The organism is Intrasporangium sp., assembly GCF_039812505.1.
Taxonomy (GTDB): domain Bacteria; phylum Actinomycetota; class Actinomycetes; order Actinomycetales; family Dermatophilaceae; genus Intrasporangium_A.
Map to the genome: position 1 here is coordinate 14,299 of NZ_JBDIAQ010000021.1, position 21,630 is coordinate 35,928.

General features: G+C 73.1%; 16 protein-coding genes. 4 read left to right on the forward strand and 12 right to left on the reverse strand.

What is annotated here, in order from left to right; genetic code table 11:
- Window positions 1–5 precede the first annotated feature (5 nt).
- The 3 genes from WMI84_RS04990 to WMI84_RS05000 all read right to left on the reverse strand — a co-directional run bounded on the left by WMI84_RS04990 (window position 6) and on the right by WMI84_RS05000 (window position 5,189).
- Complete coding sequence (locus WMI84_RS04990; RefSeq protein WP_347350959.1) at window positions 6–2,234, reverse strand: MFS transporter; 2,229 nt, start codon at window positions 2,232–2,234, stop codon at window positions 6–8.
- Window positions 2,231–3,424, reverse strand: a complete 1,194-nt coding sequence (locus WMI84_RS04995) for an aminotransferase class I/II-fold pyridoxal phosphate-dependent enzyme (RefSeq protein WP_347350961.1) — start codon at window positions 3,422–3,424, stop codon at window positions 2,231–2,233. The genes WMI84_RS04990 and WMI84_RS04995 overlap by 4 nt, the downstream gene beginning before the upstream one ends.
- Window positions 3,425–3,515: 91 nt before the next feature.
- Window positions 3,516–5,189 carry a substrate-binding domain-containing protein gene (locus WMI84_RS05000; RefSeq protein WP_347350963.1) on the reverse strand — a complete coding sequence of 558 codons (1,674 nt, stop codon included), beginning with the start codon at window positions 5,187–5,189 and terminating at the stop codon, window positions 3,516–3,518.
- 292 nt (window positions 5,190–5,481) lie between these two features.
- On the opposite strand from WMI84_RS05000, the gene WMI84_RS05005 reads away from it, so the two are divergent.
- The 3 genes from WMI84_RS05005 to WMI84_RS05015 all read left to right on the forward strand — a co-directional run bounded on the left by WMI84_RS05005 (window position 5,482) and on the right by WMI84_RS05015 (window position 11,661).
- On the forward strand, window positions 5,482–6,783 hold the full coding sequence (locus WMI84_RS05005) for a beta-ketoacyl-[acyl-carrier-protein] synthase family protein (RefSeq protein ID WP_347350965.1): 1,302 nt from the start codon (window positions 5,482–5,484) through the stop codon (window positions 6,781–6,783).
- 205 nt (window positions 6,784–6,988) lie between these two features.
- Window positions 6,989–8,512: an acyl-CoA carboxylase subunit beta gene (locus WMI84_RS05010; protein WP_347350966.1), complete on the forward strand. Its 1,524-nt coding sequence runs from the start codon at window positions 6,989–6,991 to the stop codon at window positions 8,510–8,512.
- An 89-nt stretch (window positions 8,513–8,601) separates the two neighbouring features.
- Window positions 8,602–11,661 carry a glycine--tRNA ligase gene (locus WMI84_RS05015; RefSeq protein ID WP_347350968.1) on the forward strand — a complete coding sequence of 1,020 codons (3,060 nt, stop codon included), beginning with the start codon at window positions 8,602–8,604 and terminating at the stop codon, window positions 11,659–11,661.
- Here WMI84_RS05015 and WMI84_RS05020 read toward each other — a convergent pair whose 3' ends face one another.
- The 9 genes from WMI84_RS05020 to WMI84_RS05060 all read right to left on the reverse strand — a co-directional run bounded on the left by WMI84_RS05020 (window position 11,662) and on the right by WMI84_RS05060 (window position 20,616).
- Window positions 11,662–13,311, reverse strand: a complete 1,650-nt coding sequence (locus WMI84_RS05020; protein WP_347350970.1) for a hypothetical protein — start codon at window positions 13,309–13,311, stop codon at window positions 11,662–11,664.
- 83 nt (window positions 13,312–13,394) lie between these two features.
- Window positions 13,395–14,459, reverse strand: coding sequence for an aminotransferase class V-fold PLP-dependent enzyme (locus WMI84_RS05025; RefSeq protein WP_347350971.1), 1,065 nt, complete (start codon window positions 14,457–14,459; stop codon window positions 13,395–13,397).
- A gap of 169 nt (window positions 14,460–14,628) precedes the next feature.
- Complete coding sequence (locus tag WMI84_RS05030) at window positions 14,629–15,459, reverse strand: hypothetical protein (RefSeq protein ID WP_347350972.1); 831 nt, start codon at window positions 15,457–15,459, stop codon at window positions 14,629–14,631.
- Entirely contained in the window at window positions 15,459–16,184 is a 726-nt protein-coding gene (locus tag WMI84_RS05035) for a hypothetical protein (protein ID WP_347350974.1), read from the reverse strand. Before WMI84_RS05035 ends, WMI84_RS05030 begins: the two co-directional genes overlap by 1 nt.
- A 91-nt stretch (window positions 16,185–16,275) precedes the next feature.
- Window positions 16,276–17,112, reverse strand: coding sequence for a putative hydro-lyase (locus WMI84_RS05040; protein ID WP_347350976.1), 837 nt, complete (start codon window positions 17,110–17,112; stop codon window positions 16,276–16,278).
- Window positions 17,112–17,975, reverse strand: a complete 864-nt coding sequence (locus tag WMI84_RS05045) for a biotin-dependent carboxyltransferase family protein (protein WP_347350978.1) — start codon at window positions 17,973–17,975, stop codon at window positions 17,112–17,114. Before WMI84_RS05045 ends, WMI84_RS05040 begins: the two co-directional genes overlap by 1 nt.
- Complete coding sequence (locus WMI84_RS05050) at window positions 17,975–18,664, reverse strand: allophanate hydrolase subunit 1 (protein ID WP_347350980.1); 690 nt, start codon at window positions 18,662–18,664, stop codon at window positions 17,975–17,977. Before WMI84_RS05050 ends, WMI84_RS05045 begins: the two co-directional genes overlap by 1 nt.
- 1 nt (window position 18,665) lies before the next feature.
- On the reverse strand, window positions 18,666–19,433 hold the full coding sequence (locus WMI84_RS05055; RefSeq protein ID WP_347350981.1) for a 5-oxoprolinase subunit PxpA: 768 nt from the start codon (window positions 19,431–19,433) through the stop codon (window positions 18,666–18,668).
- A gap of 1 nt (window position 19,434) precedes the next feature.
- Entirely contained in the window at window positions 19,435–20,616 is a 1,182-nt protein-coding gene (locus tag WMI84_RS05060) for an NRAMP family divalent metal transporter (protein WP_347350984.1), read from the reverse strand.
- A 178-nt stretch (window positions 20,617–20,794) separates the two neighbouring features.
- On the opposite strand from WMI84_RS05060, the gene WMI84_RS05065 reads away from it, so the two are divergent.
- Window positions 20,795–21,508: a GntR family transcriptional regulator gene (locus WMI84_RS05065; protein ID WP_347350983.1), complete on the forward strand. Its 714-nt coding sequence runs from the start codon at window positions 20,795–20,797 to the stop codon at window positions 21,506–21,508.
- Window positions 21,509–21,630: the final 122 nt, after the last annotated feature.

Genomic DNA, 21,630 nt, shown 5'->3' on the forward strand with positions numbered 1-21,630 from the left:
CGGGCTCAGGCCGCGGCCGCCCGCGACACACCGTGCCGCGCAACGCCGAGGACGAACGTGTGACGCAGCCCGAGGCCGCCGTGCTCCCGCCGGTGCTCCTCCAGCGCCTGGCCGAGGCGGGCGCGGATCTCCTCCTCGCGGCTGATGTCGAAGGAGTCGCGGAACCCCGCACCGGCACCGGACCGCTCGACCCAGTCCATCGCCTCGGCGGCGGACGTGATGGGCAGCTCCTGCTCGCCCTGCTCGAGGATCACCGGGTCGAGCCCGGCCTTGCGGAACCACTTCCCGAGCACCTGCTCGCTCTTCGGCAGGGACACGCGGATGAGGGAGGTGAGCATGCTCGGGTCGTCCGCGACGACGTGCTCGAACGCCTCGCGCAGCGTCGACAGGGCGGTCGAGCGTGTCTCGATGATCGCCACCTGCCCTCCCTCACGCAGCACCCTGCGCACGTCGCGCAGTAGCCGCACGGGTTGGCTGTAGCAGATCGCCCAGCCGATCACGACGAGGTCCGCGCTGCCAGTCGGCTGACGCCGGAGGAAGTCCTCCATGTCGCCCTCGGTGAAGCCCAGGTGCAGCCCGGGCCGGGGGGCCACCTTGCTGCGGGCCACGGCCAGCATGCCCGGCGACTTGTCGACGACGGCCAGCCGTCCGCGCCCGTCCAGGCGTCGCACGATCTCTGCGGTGAGATGACCGGTGCCACAGGCCAGCTCGACGACGCAGTCGCCCGGGGTGATCCGCACCCGGTCGAGCAGGCCCACCGAGTGCGGGCCCATCACACTCGTGAAGTAGTCGTCGTAGGTCGGGCTGGCGATGTCGTAGTCGGGCGTGGGATCGGCGCTCGCTCCGTGGATCCACAGACGCAGGGCCCGGAGGGCAAGACCGGTGCGGGACATGGGTTCTCCTTCGGTGGGTGGTACTCGGTGATCACGGTGACTGGTGCGGGAGCCGGCCGGACGGGGCCGGCGTGGCGGGAGTGCTCCGGTCGGGCGGCGCGGTCCGGTCGGGGCGGCGGCGAGGGGCCGGTCGCGCGCCGTCCTGGGCCGGTGTGTCGGGTCGACCGGGCAGGCAGGATCTCGGCGGCCCTCGAGCCGGTGCACGAGCAGAGCGCCGACGCCGAGGACGACGGCGGTCGCGACGAGCAGACCGGGCAACGGCACGTGGTCGGCGGCCAGGCCACCGGCGACCGGGCCGGCGGCCATGCCGACGGCGTAGGTGAGGTTGAAGACGGCGCAGGCGGCCGCATACCCGCCACCGGTGGCTCGCACGTCGAGGGTGAGGCGCGACAGACCCGGGATGAGCACGAGGCTGTATCCGACGGCGACGACGACGAGAACGACAGCGACGCCGGAGCCGGAGCCCGGCAGCGTCGCGAAGGGGACGGCCACGGCCATGACGAGCAGCCCGGCGGGCAGGGCGGGGAAGGCTGGGTGCCGGTCGGCGACGCTGCCTACCACGGGGCTGACCAGCAGGTGGGCCAGCGTCGCAGCGCCGAAGACGAGTCCCACCACCATCGGGGTGGCCTGCAGTCTCCCGGCGAGGTCGAGCGGCAGGAGCGGCTCGAGCATGCTGAGGACGGCGGCCGCGAGAGCGACGGCGGTCAGGGTGGCCCGGAACCGGCCACGGCCGAGCATCGCCCGGACCGGAGTGCGGGCCGGGGACGGGGCGGGCCCGGCGGCGGGCATCAGCTGGGCGAGTGTGCAGACGCCGACGAGCGCCGCGCAGACGAGGAACGGCGCGCGGAAACCATGCGCGGTGGCCAGGATCCCGGCCAGTGGTGGGCCGACGAGGAGCCCCGCCGACATGCTCGCCATGACGACCCCCAGGCCCAGTCCCATCCGTTTCGCGGGGAGCCGGTGGGCCACCAGGGCGACGCCGGCGGTCCACACGACGCCGGCGGCCGCGCCCTGGAGGGACCGGGCGGCGAGGAGCTGCTGGTAGCCGGTCGCGAAGGCGAACAGGAGGGTCGCCGCGGTGACCCCGAGCATCCCGGCCACGAGCGGGCCCCGGCGCCCGACGCGGTCGCCGATCCGGGCGGCGACCAGGGTGGCGGCGACCAGGGCGACGGCATACGACGCGAAGAGGGCGCCGATGCCGAGCGGACCGACGCCCAGCCGTTCGGCATACCCCGGCAGCACGGGGACGACAGCGCTGTAGAGGAGGCTGTCGGCGAAGAGCGCGACCGACACCGCCGCGACGACGAGCGCCGACGACCCCCGGGCGGTGGCCAGGCTCATGCGGCCGTCCCGGTCCTGCCGTCGACGAGCCCCTCGCCGGCCATGGTGCGGAACGCTGCGACGACCCGGTCGAGGTGGTCGCGGGTGTGCGTGGCCATGAAGCTGGCCCGCAGCCGCGGCGAGGCGGCCGGTGGCAGAACGGCGTTCGTGTAGACGCCGAGGTCCATGAGCCGGCGCCACAGGAAGGCGGTGCGCAGCGCCTCACCCGTGTGGACCGGGATGATCGGGCTGTCGCTCGTGCCCACCGGCAGGCCGAGGTCGGCGAGGGCGGCAGCGACGTAGGCCGCGTTCTCCATCGCCCGCCGGCCGCGCCAGGGCTCGGCCCGGGCGACCCGGACCGCCGCCAGCGCCGCCGCGGTGTTGGCCGGGGACAGGCTCGCCGAGAAGATCTCGGCCCGCGCGTGGTGACGCAGGTAGTGGATGACGTCGGCGTCGCCGAGGACCGCGCCGCCGATGGAGGCGAAGGACTTGGAGAAGGTGATCGTGATCAGGTCCACCTCGTCGGTCAGCCCGAGCTGGGCGCACGTCCCGCGCCCTTGTCCGAGGACGCCCACCCCGTGGGCGTCGTCGACCAGGAGCGTCGCGCCGTGCTGCCGGCAGGCCGCGACGATCTCCGGCAGTGGGCACACGTCGCCGCCCATCGAGTACACGCCGTCGACGACGACCAGGACACCCCCTCCGTCGCGACCGGCCAGGACGAGCTTGCGGCGCAGGTCGTCGACGTCGTTGTGGGCGAAGAAGCGGACCCGCCCGAGCGTCATCTGGGCTCCGTCGATCGCCGAGGCGTGGGCCTCGCGGTCCAGGACGACCGTGTCCCCCCGGGTCATCAGGGCGCTGATCGTGCCGACGTTCGCGCCGTAGCCGGTGGAGAACACCAGAGCGGCCGGCTTGCCCAGCAGGTCGGCGAGCTCGGCCTCCAGCTCCTCGTGCAGGCGCAGGTTGCCGTTGAGCAGCCGGGAGCCGGTGCACGAGGTGCCCGACTCCTGCAGCGCAGCCCGGGCCGCGTCGAGGACTCGCGGGTCCTTGGTGAGGCCGAGGTAGTTGTTCGAGCCGGCCATCACGATCTCCCGGCCGTCGAGCCGGGCGGTCGTCGCGTCGCTGTTCTCGAACGGCGCGAAGTAGGGGTAGATGCCCGCGGTCATGGCCTCGCGGGCGGAGGTGAAGGCTCGGCACTTGTCGAACAGGTCCACGGGGTCCTCCTGTGGTGGGCTCGGTCTGTCGGTTGAAGAGAGTGGTGGCGGGTTCGGTTGATACGCCGAGGAATCCGTCCGGTCCATGCATTCAGGCGCGGCGCCCGATGGCGTCCTGCAGGACCGCACCGATGGTGCGCGGGTCCCTGGCCGGGTAGGCCCGCCCGCCGGCCGCGGCGCTGATGGCGGAGAGCGCCGGGAGGTCGCCGGTCGGTCCGTAGGCGATGCTGTAGACCCGGACCGGGCGGGCGGGGTCGTTCTCCGCGCGGAGGGTGCGCAGCAGGGTGGCCAGGCTGATCCCGTGCCGGTCGTAGTTCGCGCCGTCGGTGATGACGACGACGGAGTTGGCCCGGTCCGGGTCCCACGCGCGCCGCGCCGTCCGCACCGCGGCCAGGACCGTGTCGTAGAGACCGGTGTAGCCGTGCGGGTCGACGGTGATCCGCTGCAGCGCCTGCGCGAGGCGCTGCCGCCCCGTCGAGCCGTCCGGTGCGCGGCCGAGCGAGGTGTAGGGCACCAGCGACCGGTAGTCCGTAGTGGGCGTGAGCGCAGTCGAGAAGGTCCACAGCCCGACGACGGTCGGATCGGGGTAGAGCGCCAGTCCGTTGACGGCCGCCTCGAGCGCGAGGTCGAGTCTGGTCGCGCCGTGGGCTGCCGGCACGGTCTTCGCCATGGAGCCGGACACGTCGACGACGACGAGGAGCTTCGAGCCGAGGGTCACCGCCCGGAAGGCGTCGACGGCCGCGGTCACCGTGGCGCCGGCCGGGACCGCTGCGGCGCCCGGCTCGGTGGCGGCGATCCCCCACGCCTTGGTCAACGGCCCGGATGCCGTGCCGGACGTCGTGCGGAAACCGGAGTCGGCGAGCAGGTTCCGCCCGAGCGCGGAGTGCAGCTGGGCGAGCAGTCCGGCGGCCTGGGCGCGTCGGGCGCCGTCGGCGGCAAGGACGACGAAGGGGTAGTCGAAGGAGAACCGCCCACGGGTCGCGTATGCCGCGACGAGCCGGTCCGCAGGACGTGCGACGTTGTGCGCGTAGAGGACCTGCTCCGGGACGGGCACGGCCAGCGGCTGTGACCCGATCGCCGTCAGGCTGGCCGACGTGCCCGGCGTGAGATCCCGCCGGGCACCCTGGAACACCGTCGTGAGCAGCGCGTCGGCATGTGGCCGTGTCGCGACCTCCGCCCGCAGCTCCAGGACGGCGCCCACGCCGGCGGAGGTGCGACGCGGGTCCCCGATGGCCCAGGGCGCCAGGTCCCCGGATGCCGCTCGCGTGACGAGGTCGGCGACGCTCACCGGACCGCTTCCGCGGTGGGCGGAGCGCGCGAGGGCCGGGGGGATGGCAAGGACGAGCGGTGAGCTGGCCACCGACGGGTTGTCGACAGGGACCCCCGTGCCCGGCGTCGTCGGCCGCTCGGTCCACGTCGAGGAGTCGGGGATCCAGACGTCCGGCCGGTCGGTCGCCGTCTGCGACAGGGACGCGGCGACCGTGGCCGGGTCGGCTGCGAGCACGACGGTCCGGGCGCACGACGTGCTCTCGCCCGAGGCGCTCCCGATGCCGGCGACCTTGGCCACGACGGGAGCGATCTCCGGTGCGGCCACGACCCGCAGCGGCTGGGCGGCCGTCGCGCACTCCGGTGTGCTCGCGGGCGACCGCGTGACGAAGGTGGCGATCGCGAGCACCGAGAGGACGGCCACACCCGCTGCTGCGAGGACCAGCTGGGATCGCCGACCACGAAGACCGGGCCGGACGTGACGAGCGTGGTGGGTCATGGAGCCCTCCTAGGCGTGGGCGCGGTCGGCAGCGCGCCTTATCGACCAAGGAGGCCGGACCCGCTTCGCTGATACGTCCGACTGGCCGGGAACGCCCGTTCTGCGCACCCACCGCGAATTCTCCGAGCCGGCGGGGGACCGAGGTCCCGCGTGCCGGGCCGGGCCGTATCTCAGAGCGGTCCGGGCGCTCCTACACGTCAGCACGATCGACAACCAGGGCCACGTGCGGTCGGCTCGGGCGGGGACACCACCTCGGACCCGGGCCCACGGGATCGGATTCGGAGGAGTTCTCATGGATGGACACACCAGCGTCGTCGTCACCGGGGTCGGCGTGACCTGCCCGATCGGCGCCGACGTCGCGGAGCTCTGGGCGGCGCTCCTCGCGGGCCGCTCCGGGGTGCGCCGGCTCGACGCGCCGTGGGTGGAGCAGCTGCCGGTGCGGATCGGCGCACCGGTCCGGCGGGAGCCGGGGGAGGTTCTCGGCGCGTCGGTGAGCCGGCACCTGGACCGGGTCCAGCAGCTGGGCCTCGTCGCGGCGCGTGAGGCCTGGGCCGACGCGGGGCGTCCCGAGGTCGACCAGGACCGCCTGGCCGTCGTCGTCGGCTCCGGTGTCGGCGGCTTCGGCACCATACTGCAGCAGGGACGCAACCTCGCCGAGCGCGGCTCTCGGGGCGTCTCGCCGTACAGCCTTGCGATGTGCATGCCGGACGGGCCGGCCGTCACCATCGGCCTGGAGCTCGGGGCCCGGGCCGGCGTCCACACCCCGGTGTCGGCGTGTGCCTCCGGCGCCGAGGCGGTGGCCCTGGCCCTCGACCTGCTCCGGGCGGGACGGGCGGACATCGTCGTGTGCGGCGGTGCGGAGGCGGCCGTCCACCAGCTGTCGATGGCCGGCTTCTCGGCGATCCGCGCGCTCTCCGGTCGCAGCGACCGCCCGTCGGAGGCATCCCGGCCGTTCGACGCCGAACGAGACGGGTTCGTCCTCGGCGAGGGCGCCGCGATCCTCGTCCTCGAGTCGGAGACCCATGCCCGCCGGCGGGGTGTCGTGCCCTACGCGGAGCTCGCCGGAGCCGGGATGAGCGCCGACTCGCACCATGTCGTCGCCCCGGACCCCAGCGGCAGCGGTGCCGCCCGGGCCATCCGGATGGCAGTGGCCGATGCCGGCGAGGAGGCGGGCGCCGTGGTCCACGTGAACGCCCACGCCACCTCGACGCCGTTGGGCGACATCGCCGAGTCGCTCGCCATCACCGCGGCTCTCGGGTCACGGTCCCGTCCCGCGGTCACCGCGACCAAGTCGATGACCGGCCACCTGCTCGGTGCGGCGGGTGCGTTGGAGGCGGTCGTCACCGTCCTGTCGGCCCACCAGGGGCTCGTGCCGGCCACCCTCAACCTCGATCGCCTCGACGCCTCGATCGACCTCGACGTCGTGACGGGCAGACCCCGCGCGGTCCCGGCCGGGCTGCTGCTCAGCAACTCCTTCGGCTTCGGCGGGCACAACGTCTGCCTTGCCGTCCGCGCGTACCCGACGCGCGCCGGCCTGGCCAGGAGCCTGCCCTCCGGACCGGCCGAGCACCGCTGCGACGTCGGCGCGGCATGACGATCGCCGAGAAGGGACGGGACTGATGTCGACGACTCCGAGCCGGCCCGGTGACGACGTCCTGGGGGACGACGCGACGAGGCACGAAGGCGTGGGCCGTGGGCCCATCGGACGCGCAGCCGACCGGCCGGGTAGGCCGAGGCTGCGGCCCGTTCCTCCTGTTGTCGCGAGCCCCCCGGCGACCCTCGCCGACCAAGCGGCCGACGTGGCGCGGGAGCGGGCCAGGGCCGAGCGGACCGAGGACCCGCGAGCGACGGAGCGTCAGCACGCCCGGGGCAGGCTGACGGCACGCGAGCGCATCGCGCTGCTGCTCGACGCCGGGACCTTCACCGAGCTCGGCACGTTCCGGCGCCATGGGGCGTCGGGGTTCGACATGGAGCGTCGGCGTCCCTACACCGACGGCGTCGTCACCGGCTGGGGCCTCGTCCACGGCCGCAAGGTCTTCGTCTACGCCCATGACTTCCGGATCTTCGGTGGTGCGCTCGGGGCGGCCCAGGCGGCCAAGATCCAGCGCGTGCAGGACCTCGCGCTGTCGGTGGGGGCTCCCATCGTGGGGCTCAACGACGGGGCAGGGGCGCGGATCCAGGAGGGGGTCGCCGCCCTCGACGGGTATGCCGGCATCTTCCGCCGCAACGTGCAGAGCTCCGGGAGCATCCCCCAGATCAGCGTCATCCTCGGACCGTGCGCCGGCGGGGCGGCATACTCCCCGGCGCTGACCGACTTCGTCTTCATGGTCGAGGGCACCTCGTACATGTTCCTCACCGGCCCCGACGTCATCGCGGCCGTGACGAGCGAATGCGTCACCCAGGAGGAGCTGGGCGGGCCTGCGGTCCACGGGTCCCGGTCCGGTGTCGCCTCGTTCGTCGCCCCGAGCGAGCAGGCCTGCCTCGCCGACGTCCGCTACCTGCTGTCACTGCTGCCGGCCAACCACGGCGAGGCGGCGCCCCACTACGAGCCGGACGATTGGCCCGGCCGGGCGTGTGACCGGCTGTACGACATCGTCCCGAGCGACCCGCGCCGCCCCTACGACATGAGGGCCGTGGCCCGCGAGATCGTCGACGACGGTGAGCTGATGGAGGTCCACGAGCGGTGGGCGACCAACGTCGTCTGCGCCTTCGCCCGGCTCGACGGTCACGTCGTCGGCATCGTCGGCAACCAGCCGCTGTCGAAGGCGGGCGTGCTCGACATCGACGCCTCGGAGAAGGCGGCCCGCTTCGTGCGCACCTGCGACAGCTTCAACATCCCGATCGTGACCCTCGTCGACGTGCCGGGGTTCCTCCCCGGCGTCGACCAGGAGCACGCGGGGGTCATCCGGGTCGGCGCGAAGCTGCTGTACGCCTACTGCGAGGCGACCGTGCCCCGGGTCCAGGTCGTCCTGCGGAAGGCCTACGGCGGCGCATACATCGTCATGGACTCCCTCGGCACCGGGTCCGACCTGTCCTTCGCCTGGCCGACCAACGAGATCGCGGTCATGGGCGCCTCGGTGGCCGCGAGCGTCGTGCACCGGCGCGAGCTGGCCGACGCCCTCGACCCGGAGCGGCTGCGCGAGGAGCTGGCCGCGGCGTATGCGGCCGAGCTCATGCATCCCTACAACGCCGCCGAGCGGGGGTTCGTGGACGAGGTCATCGACCCGCGCGACACCCGACGGGTGCTCGTCGAGGGGTTGCGGATGCTGCGGACGAAGGAGCGTCCGGTCCCGGCCCGGCGGCACGGCAACCCGCCGATGTGACCGTCCGGCTCGGCGGCATACCGCAGCGTCCTTCGGCAGCGGGACGAACGTGGTCCTGGGACCCGCGGACCCGCCGGTAGCCTTGGCGGGTGCCCGAGAACTCCACGCTGACCTTCCAGGACGCCCTGCTGACCCTCCAGAGGTTCTGGACCGACCGGGGCTGCATGGTCGTGCAGCCCTACAACACCGAGGTCGGTGCCGGCACGATGAACCCGGCCACGATCCTGCGTGTGCTGGGCCCCGAGCCGTGGCGGGTGGCCTACGTCGAGCCGAGCGTGCGTCCCGACGACAGCCGCTACGGCGAGAACCCCAACCGGCTGCAGACCCACACCCAGTTCCAGGTCATCCTCAAGCCCGACCCGGGCAACCCGCAGGAGCTCTACCTCGAGTCGCTGGAGGCGCTCGGCATCGACCTGGCCGCCCACGACGTCCGCTTCGTCGAGGACAACTGGGCGCAGCCGGCCATCGGGGCGTGGGGCCTGGGCTGGGAGGTCTGGCTCGACGGCATGGAGATCACCCAGTTCACCTACTTCCAGCAGGTCGGCGGCCAGAACCTCGAGCCCGTGTCGGTCGAGCTGACCTACGGCATGGAGCGGATCATGATGGCCCTGCAGGGCAAGACCCACTTCAAGGACATGGAGTACGCCCCCGGCATCAGCTACGGCGAGGTCTTCGGCCAGAGCGAGTACGAGATGTCGCGCTACTACCTCGATGACGCCGACGTCCCCACCAACCAGGTGCTCTTCGACTCGTACACGGCCGAGGCGCAGCGGATGATCGACGCCCGCCTGCCCGTGCCCGCCCACACCTACGTCCTGAAGAGCTCGCACGCCTTCAACGTCCTCGACTCGCGCGGCGCGATCTCGACGACCGAGCGCGCCAAGGCGTTCGGCACGATGCGCCGGCTGGCCCGCGAGGTCTCCCGCCTGTGGGTGGAGCGGCGCGAGGAGCTCGGGTTCCCCCTGATGGCCAACGAGCTGCCACCGATGCGGGGGCGTGCCATCACCCCGCCGACCCGCGGAGCCACCGGCGAGTATGCCGCCCAGCCGGGTGATCTCGCGGCCGCGGCCCCGCGGTTGCTGGCTCTCGAGCTCGGTGTCGAGGAGCTGCCCCCGCACGTCGTCGACCAGGCGATCGAGCAGGTCCGCACCGCGCTCGTCGACGGGCTCGGGGCGACCCGGCTCCCGCACGGCGCCGTGTCGGTGGTCGGCACGCCGCGGCGGGTCATCGCCCTGGTGGTCGACGTGGCTGGGCACGAGCCGGACGCCGAGGTGCTGCGCAAGGGCCCGAGGGTAGCCGCCGCGTTCGACGCCGACGGCAACCCGACCCGTGCCGCCGAAGGTTTCGCGCGCGGTCAGAAGGTCGCCGTGTCCGACCTGGTCCGGGCCGAGTTCGACGGGGTCGAGCACGTCGCCGTCGCGGTGCACCAACCCGGACGGGACGTGCGCGAGGTGGTGGGATCCCTTCTCGCCGAGGTGATCTCGGGCCTGCGGGCCGACAAGAACATGCGGTGGAGCGACCCGGGGCTCGCCTACAGCCGACCGATCCGGTGGGTCGTCGCGCTCTGGGGCGAGACCGTCGTGCCGGTGCAGGTCTCCGGGCTGGGATCGGGGCGCACGACGTACGTCGACCGCCGGGCCGCGAGCCCCCTCGTCGACATCGAGAACGCCGCGGTGCTCGTGCCCAAGCTCGAGGAGCGGGGGATCGTCCTGGACCCGGTGGCCCGCCGAGCCAGCGTCGTGGAGCAGGCCGCCGCGCTCGCCGCCACGGTCGGCGGCACAGTCGACGTCGAGGCCGAGGCGGACCTGGTCGACGAGATCACCAACCTCGTCGAGACGCCGCACGGGATCCTCGGGTCGTTCGAGCAGCGCTACCTCGAGCTGCCCGAGCAGATCCTCACCACGGTGATGCGCAAGCACCAGCGTTATCTGCCAGTGCGATCCGGCGACGGCGCGCTCATGCCCCACTTCGTCACGATGGCCAACGGCGACTGCGACGACGAGCTCGTCCGGGACGGCAACGAGAACGTCCTGCGGGCCCGGTACGAGGATGCGGCCTTCTTCTACGCCGCCGACCTCAAGGTGCCGCTCGAGGACCTGCGGGCCGGCATCGCCAAGCTGACCTTCGAGGACCGGGTCGGTTCGATGGCCGACCGGGCCGACCGCATCGGCGACGTCGCCGCCGCTCTCACGCTGGCCGGCGGCGTCGAGCTGGCCGCCGTCGAGGAGCGCACCCTGGCGCGGGCCGGTGAGCTCGCGAAGTTCGACCTGGCCTCGCAGATGGTCGTCGAGCTGTCGAGCCTCGCCGGGACGATGGCGCGCGAGTACGCGACCCGGGCCGGCGAGACCCCGGAGGTCGCCACCGCCCTCTACGAGATGGAACTGCCCCGCACCGCAGGGGGTGCGCTGCCCGCGACGAAGCCGGGGGCCCTGCTCGCCCTGGCCGACCGGCTCGACCTGCTCATGGCGATGTTCGCCCTGGGCGCGAAGCCGACCGGGTCGTCGGACCCGTTCGCGCTGCGCCGGGCCGCCCTGGGCGTCGTCGGTATCCTGCGGGCCCACCCGTCCCTGTCGGGCATCTCGGTGCGCCACGGTCTCGAGGTCGCAGCCGCCCGGCTGCGTCGCCAGGGCTTGGAAGTCATGACCGAATCTGTCGACACCGCAACGGAGTTCGTCACGGCCCGCTTCGGGCAGCAGCTGCGCGACGAAGGTGTGCCGGTGTCGCTGGCGGCGGCGGTCCAGCCGCTCGCCGACTCCCCGGGCAAGGCCGAAGCCGCCCTGCACGACATCGACTCGATCCGCGGCCGAGACGGCTTCCCGCGGCTCGTCGAGGCCACCCAGCGCATCACCCGCCTTGTCCCGGAAGGCAGCCCGGCGGCATACGACCCCGGGGCCCTCAGCGACGACGCGGAGCTGGCCCTGCACCTGAAGGTCGCGGCCCTGCCCGACCTCGCCGCGGGCACCCTACCCGAGTGGGCCGACGTCGCCGAGCCGGTCGTGCCCGAGCTGGAGCGGTTCTTCGACGAGGTGCTCGTGATGGCGCAGGAGCCGGAGCTGCGGGCGGCCCGGCTCGGGCTGCTGCAGACCATCGTCGCGCGGGCGCCACGCGGGATCGACTGGCGCGCCCTGCACTCCGCGCTCGCCGGCTGATCAGTCCGGCCTCGGGCGGATTCGGCGTGCTATCCGGCGCAGCCCGGCCTGCTTCTGCGCGACGTGGCTCAGGCCGGGGGCCAGCTTCCGCAGCCTGCCGCGCACGTCCGGGTCCTGCAGGTACTGGAAGTGCCCGCAGGACTTATCGAGTGGCACCCGCGTCCCGACCGCGGTTGCCGAGGCGAGCGCGACGACGAGGTCGTTCTCCGGCGTGCCCGCTGCCTCGAAGAGCGGTCGCAGCCGGCCCAGTGCCTTGACGCCGCTGGACTCCGGTCTCGCTCCTGCCGTGTAGTCGGCGCCGATCGAGATGATCGGGTAGGGCGGCTCCGGTCCGGCGTTCAGGCCCCGGATCCAGGGGCCGTCGGCCGCCATGTCGCCGATCCCGGAGGGCACCCGGGCGTAGCGGACGAGGTACTTCAGCAGCATCGAGGCCGGGTCCGGTACGGCGCGCAGGCCGAACGTGGTGGCCGCGACGAGAGCCCGTAAGGCGCGCTCGCCGAGGTTGACGATCGGTGTCCCCCGATGCGGCGTCCCGAGGGTCAGCACCGTCAGGTCGAGGTCCTTCCGGCGCTGCTTGATGACGGTGGCCGCCACCCGGGCCACCAGGCCGCCCCGGGAGTGGCCGACGAGCACGAGTCTGCCGGCCTCTGACGTCAGCTTGTCCTTCAGCAGGTCGGCGAGGTCCCTGCCGTTCTCCTCGATGTCACGGAACGTGTCGTGCTCGTATCGGTAGACCGCCCGGTCCAGCAGGTTTGCCAGCTCGATCGCCCCGGGTAGCCCACACGAGACCGTCCCGTGCACCCAGACCAGCGCGTTCGGGAGGCTCTGGTCGGGCACGTCTGCCACCTCCGGGTAGTGGTCGGCATCACGATGCGCGCCGAGGTGGGTGGCAAGCCTGGTCTGGAACATGGGATCGGACCGTGGCGGGTCGAGACGGGAGCCGAGCCATTGCCACGGTCTCAACAACAAGGCACAGTGGCGACCACCGGTCTCGATCGGTACGGTTCCGGTGCCTCGCGCGGACAGCGGCGATGTCGTCAGGTCGTTCCCGTGCAGCGACACGGTGTTGTCGCCGCCGAAACAGAACCACTCGATCCCGGTGTCGAACGTCTCGGGCGGGGGTTGCTCGATCCCGTCACGGCGGCCCCGGGTCAGGGCGTGCAGGGCAACGGTGCGGGACAGCGCGGCGGTGCCGGACTCCTGGTAGCTGACCACGACATGGCTCAGGCCGGCAGGTACCTCGACGACGGCGAAACCGTCGTCGTGCCACGCGGCGCAGCCGGGGCGTGGCGAGTCCGGCTGGTAGACCAGCCCGGTGTTCTCGCCGGGCAGGGCGAGGGTGTCAACCAGGCCCCCGAGCGGCTCGCGGAGCTGTTCGCGCAGATCCGAGGTCGTTGCTGTCGCGGCCCACAACGCGATCGGGTCCAGCCCGGGGACCGTCTCGCCCTGCACGAGATGGCGCTGCGCGGTGGCCACGACGGCCTCGCTGAACCGGCCATCCGAGCCGAGCGCCTCGACCATCCTGATCCCGGAGGACGACCCGCTCCGGTCGTCAACGGGCAGGACGAGCCGGTCCTGCTCCGGCGAGACCCCCACGATGAACCAGCGTGGGTCCCGGCCCGCCACGGGCGGTAGCTCGTCGGTGCTCATGCCTGGATTCTCCCCTCACCAGGACCCGCCGGCCAGGACCGTGGCGCGGTGGACGAGAGGAGCTCCACCGGATCGTGCCACCCTCAGCCCACGGTGACCAGACCGGCCAAGGCTGCCCCGACGGGGGTCACCTCCTCCACGGTGTTGTGCACGTGGAACGAGACCCGCAGCCGGCCCGCCCGGTGCGCCGCCACCACGTGGAACTGCTCGAGCACCTCGGAGACCCTGGCGTCCGCGCCGGGCACGGCTTCCAGTGAGAGGATCGCCGAGCTCGGCACCGGGAGCCCGGCTGCGGCCGAGAACGCGCGGGACACCTCGAGCGCGTGGCCCTGCAGTGCGACCGGGCCGATCCCGCACAGGAACTCGAGCGACCGCTCGGCACCGACCCAGGCGGGCCATCCCGGAGAGACGTCGAACCGTCGAGCGTCGGTGGCAAGGCGCAGCGGCAGCCCGTAGATGCTCGACCAGACCTCGGCGCCGGCGAACCAGCCCGCCGCGAGCGGGCGCAGCAGGCCGATGACGTCGGGCGCCACGGTGAGGAATGCGGTGCCACGCGGGCCGAGCAGCCACTTGTAGCCGCTCGTCACGGTGGCGTCGAAGCGGCTCGCGTCGAGGTCGAGCCAGCCGGCGGACTGGGTGAGGTCGACGAGGACTCGCGTGCCGTGGCGCCGCGCAGCCGCCATGATCGCGTCGAGGTCGGCCAGCGCCCCGCTGCCGGACTGGACGGCCGCGACGGCGACCCACGCGGTTGCCGGTCCGACCGCGGCGGCGACCTCGTCCAGGGGCACCTCCCGCACCCGCACCCCACGCCCGGCGTGGGCGGCGAACGGGAAGGTGACGCTGGTGAACTCGCCCTCGGCGACGACGACCTCCGCGCCGTCCGGCACGGCTGCGGCGACGAGCCCTACCAGCGGCGAGGCCTGGTGGCCGATGGCGACCAGGGACCGGTCGACGTGAACGAGGTCGGCGAAACGTTCACGGGCGCGCTCGACCAATGGGTCGTAGTCGGCCGGCTCGCGCCGCCCGGCCGCCCAGACCCCGATGTCGTCCTGCATGGCACGCGTCGCCGCCCGTGGGGGCAGCCCGATCGAGGCGGTGTTGAGGTAGCACGTCTCCGCGGTGAACTCTGCTGTCGGTGCCCAGGTCATGGGACGAGGTTGCCACGTCGTGACCCGTCGTGCCGATGCGGGGTCGCGCGGAGGCGCGCCGCGCCCACCGCCCACCCTCGGGCTGCTCACCCGCGCCCGGTCCAGCGGCTGCGTCACCCGGTTCGCGGCGCCTGCCAGGGGCGGGTCGTCGGCACCGGCAGCAGCACGCTCACGGCGCGAAGAACTGCAGCCGGACATCCCCGTCGACGGTCAGCGGCAGGGTGGGGCTGTCCGGGTTCAGGGCACACGTGCTGCCGGTCTGTTGGCAGAGCACCAGGAACATCCGGTCGTTCTTCTGCACGAGCAGCCGCCACCCGCGGTAGCGGTAGGTGAACTGCTGGCCCTCGGCGGGCGGCAACGCGGTCTCGACGCTGCCTGAGTAGGGCAGGTAGAGCCGCTCCTTGGTGTCGAAGAGGACCTGGGGCAGCTGTTCGAGGTGGGCCGCCTGCTCTCGGGCGAGACCGGCCCCGGACCACTGGGCAACCGTCGCGTTCGCCCAGAACACCCCGGCTGCGACGAGCACCCAGAGCCCGACGCGGGCCGCGACCGGTGCGCCGCGCAGACCGATGACGTATGCCGTCACCGTGCCTCCCGCGGCCACCACGAGGGGCGTGACGAGCGGGTAGTACGGCCAGCCCTCGAGCGGCGCATAGGCGAAGACGAGGCCGAGACCAGTCCCGAGCAGGACGGCTCCGACCACCGTGCTCGCCGCGGAGTGCCGGACCAGCCAGGGCCGCAGACCGCGGGCCGTGACGACGGCCAGCGCGGCCACCAGGGGCAGGACGATGAGCGGCACGAGCAGGGGCTGTCCGCTGCGCATGACGAAGTCCTGGGTGGTCAGGCCGACGGTGTCGACGTCGAGGCCGAAGTACAGGTACTGGGCCCTGGTGGAGACATAGCCGAAGTAGAACAGCAGCGTGCTGATGGCCGTGATCGGGGCGACGATGCTGCCGCCGATGCTCAGCCAGCGCTCCCATGAGGCATGCTGTGCCTCGGTCATCAGCCACCACTGCTGGTCGTCACGCCGTTGCCCGACCCCGGGATCGGGCCGGTGCTCTGTTCAGGCCCGGTGCTGCTCGTCGCGGTGCCAGGAGGCGGGTTGAGCCGGATGGTGACCCCCGGCTCGCGAGCCACGGCGTCGACGAACTGCCGGCAGCGCTGTCCGGCGCTCGGACAGTAGGCGATTCCCTTCAGTCCGACCGAGACGGTGACGTCCGGGTCGGCGTCGGGCCGGGCCCGGACCGCCAGGGAGCACCGGATGGCGCCGGCCCGCATGATCCTTCCGACACAGGCCGGGGCGTCCGACCCGCAGGGACCGCGGACCACCTCGAATCCCCTACCGGAGAAGGTCGCCCCGGTGATCTCCACGGCATAGCCCGGTGGGATGTCCGGGTAGGGAGACTTGGTGACGATCCAGCTGACCGCGACGCACTGGAGCGCCGGGTCGTCCTCGTCGGTGACCGCGTCGCCCCCGATGGGCAGGCGGGGCAGGCTGACGATGGGCCCGCCGTCGCCGCGGGTGCCCGGCGACGAGGCGGTCGTCGGCGACGAGGTGGTCGTCGGCTCGGGCGGCGGCGTGGTGAAGCTCGTCACCGGGGAGCCCGTCGTCGCCGGCGGACTGGTCGGCGGGGGCGGCCCCGCACACCCTGCCAGCGCCCCGGCGGCGAACATGATCGAGGCGGCGAGGAAGACCGGTCGCCGAAGGGTGCGCAGCTGGTCGTTCACGATGGTGCCCCTGTCGTGACGGGCGTCGTGGTACGGCGCGTCCCTCCACGGTCCTCTCGCGATGCCCGCTATGTCCAGCCGGTCAGGCGGCTCAGGGGACGGCGTACCCGCTGTCCCGCGCGTCGGTGACCAGCATGTGCCCCGGCGCGTGCGTTATCGCGATCTCGGGACGCGACTCCATGACCATCGCCTGGGGGGTGACCCCGCAGGCCCAGAAGACCGGCACGTCGCCGGGCTCGACGACCGGCGGGTCGCCGAACTCGGGCGCGTCGAGGTCGGCGATGCCCAGCGCCCCGGGGTCGCCGACGTGGACCGGCGCGCCGTGCACCGCGGGGTAGCGGGAGCTGACGCGGACCGCGTCGGCGACCTGGTCGGCCGGGATGGCCCGCATCGAGACGACCAACGGCCCGCCGAGCGCACCCGCGGAGCGGCACCGTCTCGAGGTGACGTACATCGGCACGTTGCGCCCCGCGTCGATGTGCCGGACGGGCACGCCCGCCTCGAGCAGCGGGTGCTCGAAGGTGAACGAGCAGCCGACCAGGAAGGTGACCAGGTCCTCGCGCCAGTGCGCCCTCGCGTCGGGCACCTCCGCGACGAGCTCGCCCCGCTCGTAGACCCGGTAGAGCGGCACGTCGGTGCGGATGTCGCCGGTCCCCGACGCCCCGCCGAGCACCCCGCCGCGCACCTCACCGGCGTCGAGGACCTCCAGGACGGGGCACGGCTTCGGGTTGCGCTGCGCGAACAGGAGCATGTCGAAGGCGAGAACCTTCGGCACCGCGATGACGTTCGCCTGCGCGTACCCGGCGCACCACCCCGACGTCGGGACGGTCAGCCCGTCGGCGAACAGCCGACGAGCAGCCATCGGTGAGAGGGCAGCCGGGTCCTCCGGCAGCGAGGGGGCTTGGTGTGTGGACGTGCTCGTGCTCATCACTTCTCCCATCTGAATCGGACCTGCTGGCCCGGGCGCAGCTGTGCCGCCCGGTCGACGTGCGCCCAGCGGACGACGCCGATCACCGGGTACCCGCCGGTCACCGGGTGGTCGTTGAGGAACAGGACGGGCTGCCCGCCCGGTGGCACCTGGATGGCGCCGCGCACCATCCCCTCGCTCGGCAGCTCGGCCTGCGCCCAGTCGGTATGCCGCTCAATCGGCTTGCCCTCGAAGCGGACCCCCTTGCGGTCGCTGCGTCCCGAGACGACCCAGCAGCCCTCCGCGAGCGCCTCGGGGCGGGTGAACCAGTCGCGCCGGGGGCCGGGCAGCACGCCGAGCTCGACGACCCCGGCCGTGGGCCACGCGACGGGCGCGACGTCGACGTCGGGGTATCCGGCGACGTCGCCGCCGACCGGGATCCGGTCGCCCGCCGCGACCGCGGCCGGCCCGAGCCCGGACATGGTGTCGCTCGAACGCGACCCGAGGACGGCGGGGACCGCCAGCCCGCCGCGGACGGACAGGTAGGTGCGCAGGCCGGTGGGCGGCATACCGAGGCTGAGCTGCTGGCCGTCGCACATCGGGAAGGGGGCGGCGTGGGGGGCCGGGCGGCCGTCGAGGAGGGCCGGTGCGGGTGCGCCGGTCAGGCACACGGTCACCGCGCCGTGGGTGCGCACCTGCAGCCCGCCGAAGGTGACCTCGAGTGCGGCTGCGCCGGGCCGGTTGGCTAGCAGCCGGCCGCCGAGGTGGTAGGAGGCCTGGTCGGCGGCGCCGGCACGACCCACGCCCACGTCCATGTGACCGAGCCGGCCGGCGTCCTGCACGAGGGTGAGCGGGCCGGGGGCGAGGACTTCGAGGTGGGCCATCAGCGGCCGCCTGCGTCGACGAACTGGACGGTCGTGCCGGGGGTGAGCAGCGCGGGCGGGTCGCGGTCGGGGTCCCAGAGCGGGGCGTCGGTCGTGCCGAGCAGCTGCCAGCCGCCGGGCGACTCGCGGGGGTAGATCCCGCTGAACTGCCCGGCCAGGCCGACGGCGCCGGCGGGCACCCGGGTGCGCGGCTCGGCCCGGCGCGGCACCTCGAGACGGGCGTCCCCGTCGACGAGGTAGGCGAAGCCCGGGGCGAAGCCACCGAACCCGACCCGCCATGGCGTGCCGGTGTGGGCGGCGACGACCTGCTCGGGGGTGAGCCCGACCAGCCGGGCCACCTCCGCCAGGTCGGGGCCGTCGTACCGGACGGGGATCTCGACCCGGCGGGTGGTGCGGGTGGTGCTGTCTCCGGCGGGGGAGTCCGCTCCGGCCCGGTCCGGCGCCGTGGCCGCGGAGACGGCGTCGGCCAGGGCGCGCAGGTCGGTCTCCGGGCGCGCGACCAGCAGGATGGTGCGGGCGGCGGGGACGACGTCCTCGACCTGCCCCCAGACTCCCGGGCCGGCCCCGGCCAGTGGGGCCAGGACGGCCTCGAGCGCCAGCACGGAGTCGATGTCGTCGGTCTCGAGCAGGAGCGCGGCATCCCCCATGGGCAGGATGTGCAGGGCCGGCGTGGCGGCGGTGGACGACACGTCAGTCCCGGCTCACGAAGGGCCGGATCCGGACGCCGGCGGCGACCAGCGCCTCCCGCACGGCTCGGGCCATGACGACCGCGCCGGGGGAGTCGCCGTGGGTGCACAGCGAGTCTGCCCGGACGGTCACGTCGATGCCGTCGACGGCGGTGATCCGGCCTTCGGTGACGAGCCGGACCATCCGGGCGGCCACCTGCTCGGGGTCGTGCAGCAGCGCGCCGGGCTCTCGGCGGGACACGAGCGTGCCCTCGGGGGTGTAGCCCCGGTCCGCGAAGGCCTCGGCGACCGTGGTGAGGCCGGCCTCGGCTGCGTGGCGCAGCAGGGCCGAACCGGGCAGCCCCAGCAGGGGCAGGTGGCGGTCGTAGGCGACGACGGCCGCGACGACGGCAGCCGCCTGCGCCTCGTGCCGCACGACGGTGTTGTAGAGGGCTCCGTGCGGCTTGACGTAGGCGACCCGGGTGCCGGCCACCCGGCACATCGCCTCGAGCGCGCCGAGCTGGTAGAGGATGTCCGCCGTCAGCTCGTCGGGCGCCATGTCGATGAAGCGCCGCCCGAACCCGGCCAGGTCGCGGTAGCCGACCTGGGCGCCGATGACGACGCCCCGCTCCGCAGCCTGGGCGCAGGTGCGCTGCAGGGTCAGGGTATCTCCGGCGTGGAAGCCGCAGGCGATGTTGGCGCTCGAGACGATGTCGAGCATCGCGGCGTCGTCGCCGAGCTGCCAGGTGCCGAACGACTCGCCGAGGTCGGAGTTCAGGTCGATGGTCGTCATGTCAGCCCCACAGCTTCTGCAGGCCGGAGATGGACTCCCAGCCGAGGAACAGGGTGAGCAGCCAGGCGAGCACGCCGATGCTGAGCAGCCACTTCGGGTAGGCGTAGCCGTGCAGCAGGTCGCGACGCCGCCAGGCCACCCAGAGGATCGCGGTGAACCCGATCGGCAGGATCAGCCCGTTGAAGCCACCGGCGAAGATGAGCAGCTTGACCGGCGCCTTGCCGAGCAGCAGGAACAGCACCGAGCAGATCACGATGAAGCCGACCGTCGCGAGGTCACGGGTGCGCTCGGAGGTGCGCTGGGTGGTCAGGAACGAGATGCTCGTGTAGCTGGCGCCGATGACCGAGGTGAGGGCGGCGGCCCAGAAGATGATGCCGAACGCGCGCAGCCCGAACTCGCCGGCCGCGTACTGGAAGGCGCTCGCCGACGGGTTGTCGGCGGCCAGCTTGGCTCCGGCGTGGACGACGCCGAGCACGGCGAGGAAGAGGATCGCGCGCATGACGCCGGTGACCAGCACCCCGATGACGGAGGTCTTGCTGATCTCGGTCGCGTGCTCCCGCCCGATCCGGCCCGAGTCGACGAGCCGGTGCGCCCCGGCGTAGGTGATGTAGCCGCCGACGGTGCCGCCGATCAGGGTGGTGATGGCCAGGAAGTTGAGCTGGTCCGGCAGGACGGTGTTCTTCAGGGCCAGCCCCACCGGGGGGTGGCTCGTGACGGCGATCCAGGTCGTCAGGCCGATCATCACCACGCCGAGCAGGACCACGATCCGGTCCAGGGCGGCGCCCGCCTTCTTGACGAGGAAGATCGCGATCGCGATCGCCGCCGAGATCAGCGCCCCGATCTTGGGCTCGAGCCCGAACATCGCGTCGGTGCCGAGGCCCGTGCCGGAGATGTTGCCGATGTTGAAGACGATGCCGCCGAGCAGGACGAGCGCGGACAGCACCCAGCCGAGGCCGGGGACGATCCGGTTGGTCAGCTCGTTGGCGCGCAGCCCCGACACGCCGATGACGCGCCAGACGTTCAGCTGGACGGCGATGTCGACGAGGACGGAGGTGACGATCACGAACGCGAAGGCGGCGCCCATCTTCATCGTGAAGTCGGTGGTCTGGGTGATGAACCCCGGCCCGATCGCCGAGGTCGCCATCAGGAACATGGCGCCGAGCAGGGCACTTCGTCCGCTCATGCCGCCGGCGGCGGCGCTGGTGTCGGCCTGTTCGGCCTGGGTCAGCTTCTCGTCCATACGCGTGGCCTTTCGGTTTCGGTCACTTCCTTGTGACCAGAGCCACAACTCTAGAGGATTGTTGAACAATCCCGCAATACCTCGATCCAAGGATCTTCTCGTTGCCGCCTAGAGTGTCCTTGTGTCCAATGATGGCCTCGCGGCCGCACTCCAGCACCTCGGCCATCTCGCCGCCGCGCCGTCGGCGTCGGAACGGGTCGCCGACGTGCTGCGCCGGCAGATCGTCGACGGCGCCATACGGTCGGGGACCCGCTTGACGGAGGAGACGATCAGTGCGCGGATCGGCTTCTCGCGCAACACGATCCGCGAGGCGTTCGGGGTTCTCGTCGCCGAGCGCCTGGCGGTGCGCGAGCCCAACCGCGGGGTCTTCGTCGCGACCCCGTCGCGGGCGGACGTGACCGACCTGTACGCCACGCGACAGCTCGTCGAGCCGGCCGCCGTGGAGTACGGGCCGGGGTGCTCGCCGGCGGCCGTCGCCGAGCTGCGGGCCATCGTCGAGCAGGCCCGGGAGGGGCGGGACGGCGGTCACCCGGAGGTCGTCGCCGAGGCCAACCAGCATTTCCACCTCGCCCTGACGCGGATCGGCCGCAGCGCCCGGGCCGAGCAGCTCATGCGGGGCGTGCTGACCGAGATGCGCCTCGTCTTCCACCTGATGGACGACGACGCGCGCTTCCACGAGCCCTATCTGGAGCGCAACGCCCGGATCGTCGACCTGCTCGAGCGGGGCCGCCGCGCCGAGGCTGCTGCGACGCTGCGCGAGTACCTCGCCGATGCCGAGCGGCAGCTGCTCGCGGCGATCGACGCGGGTGGCGGCGACGGAGGCCGGTCGTCCTGACCGGGGCGGTCTGCCGACCGGTCCTGATGCGCGGTCCCCGCCGGCCGGTACGCGCGCTCGTCACCCGAAGGTGTCGACCTCCTCCGGCGTCGCGCGCCGCACCACGACCCGGGTCCAGGCCC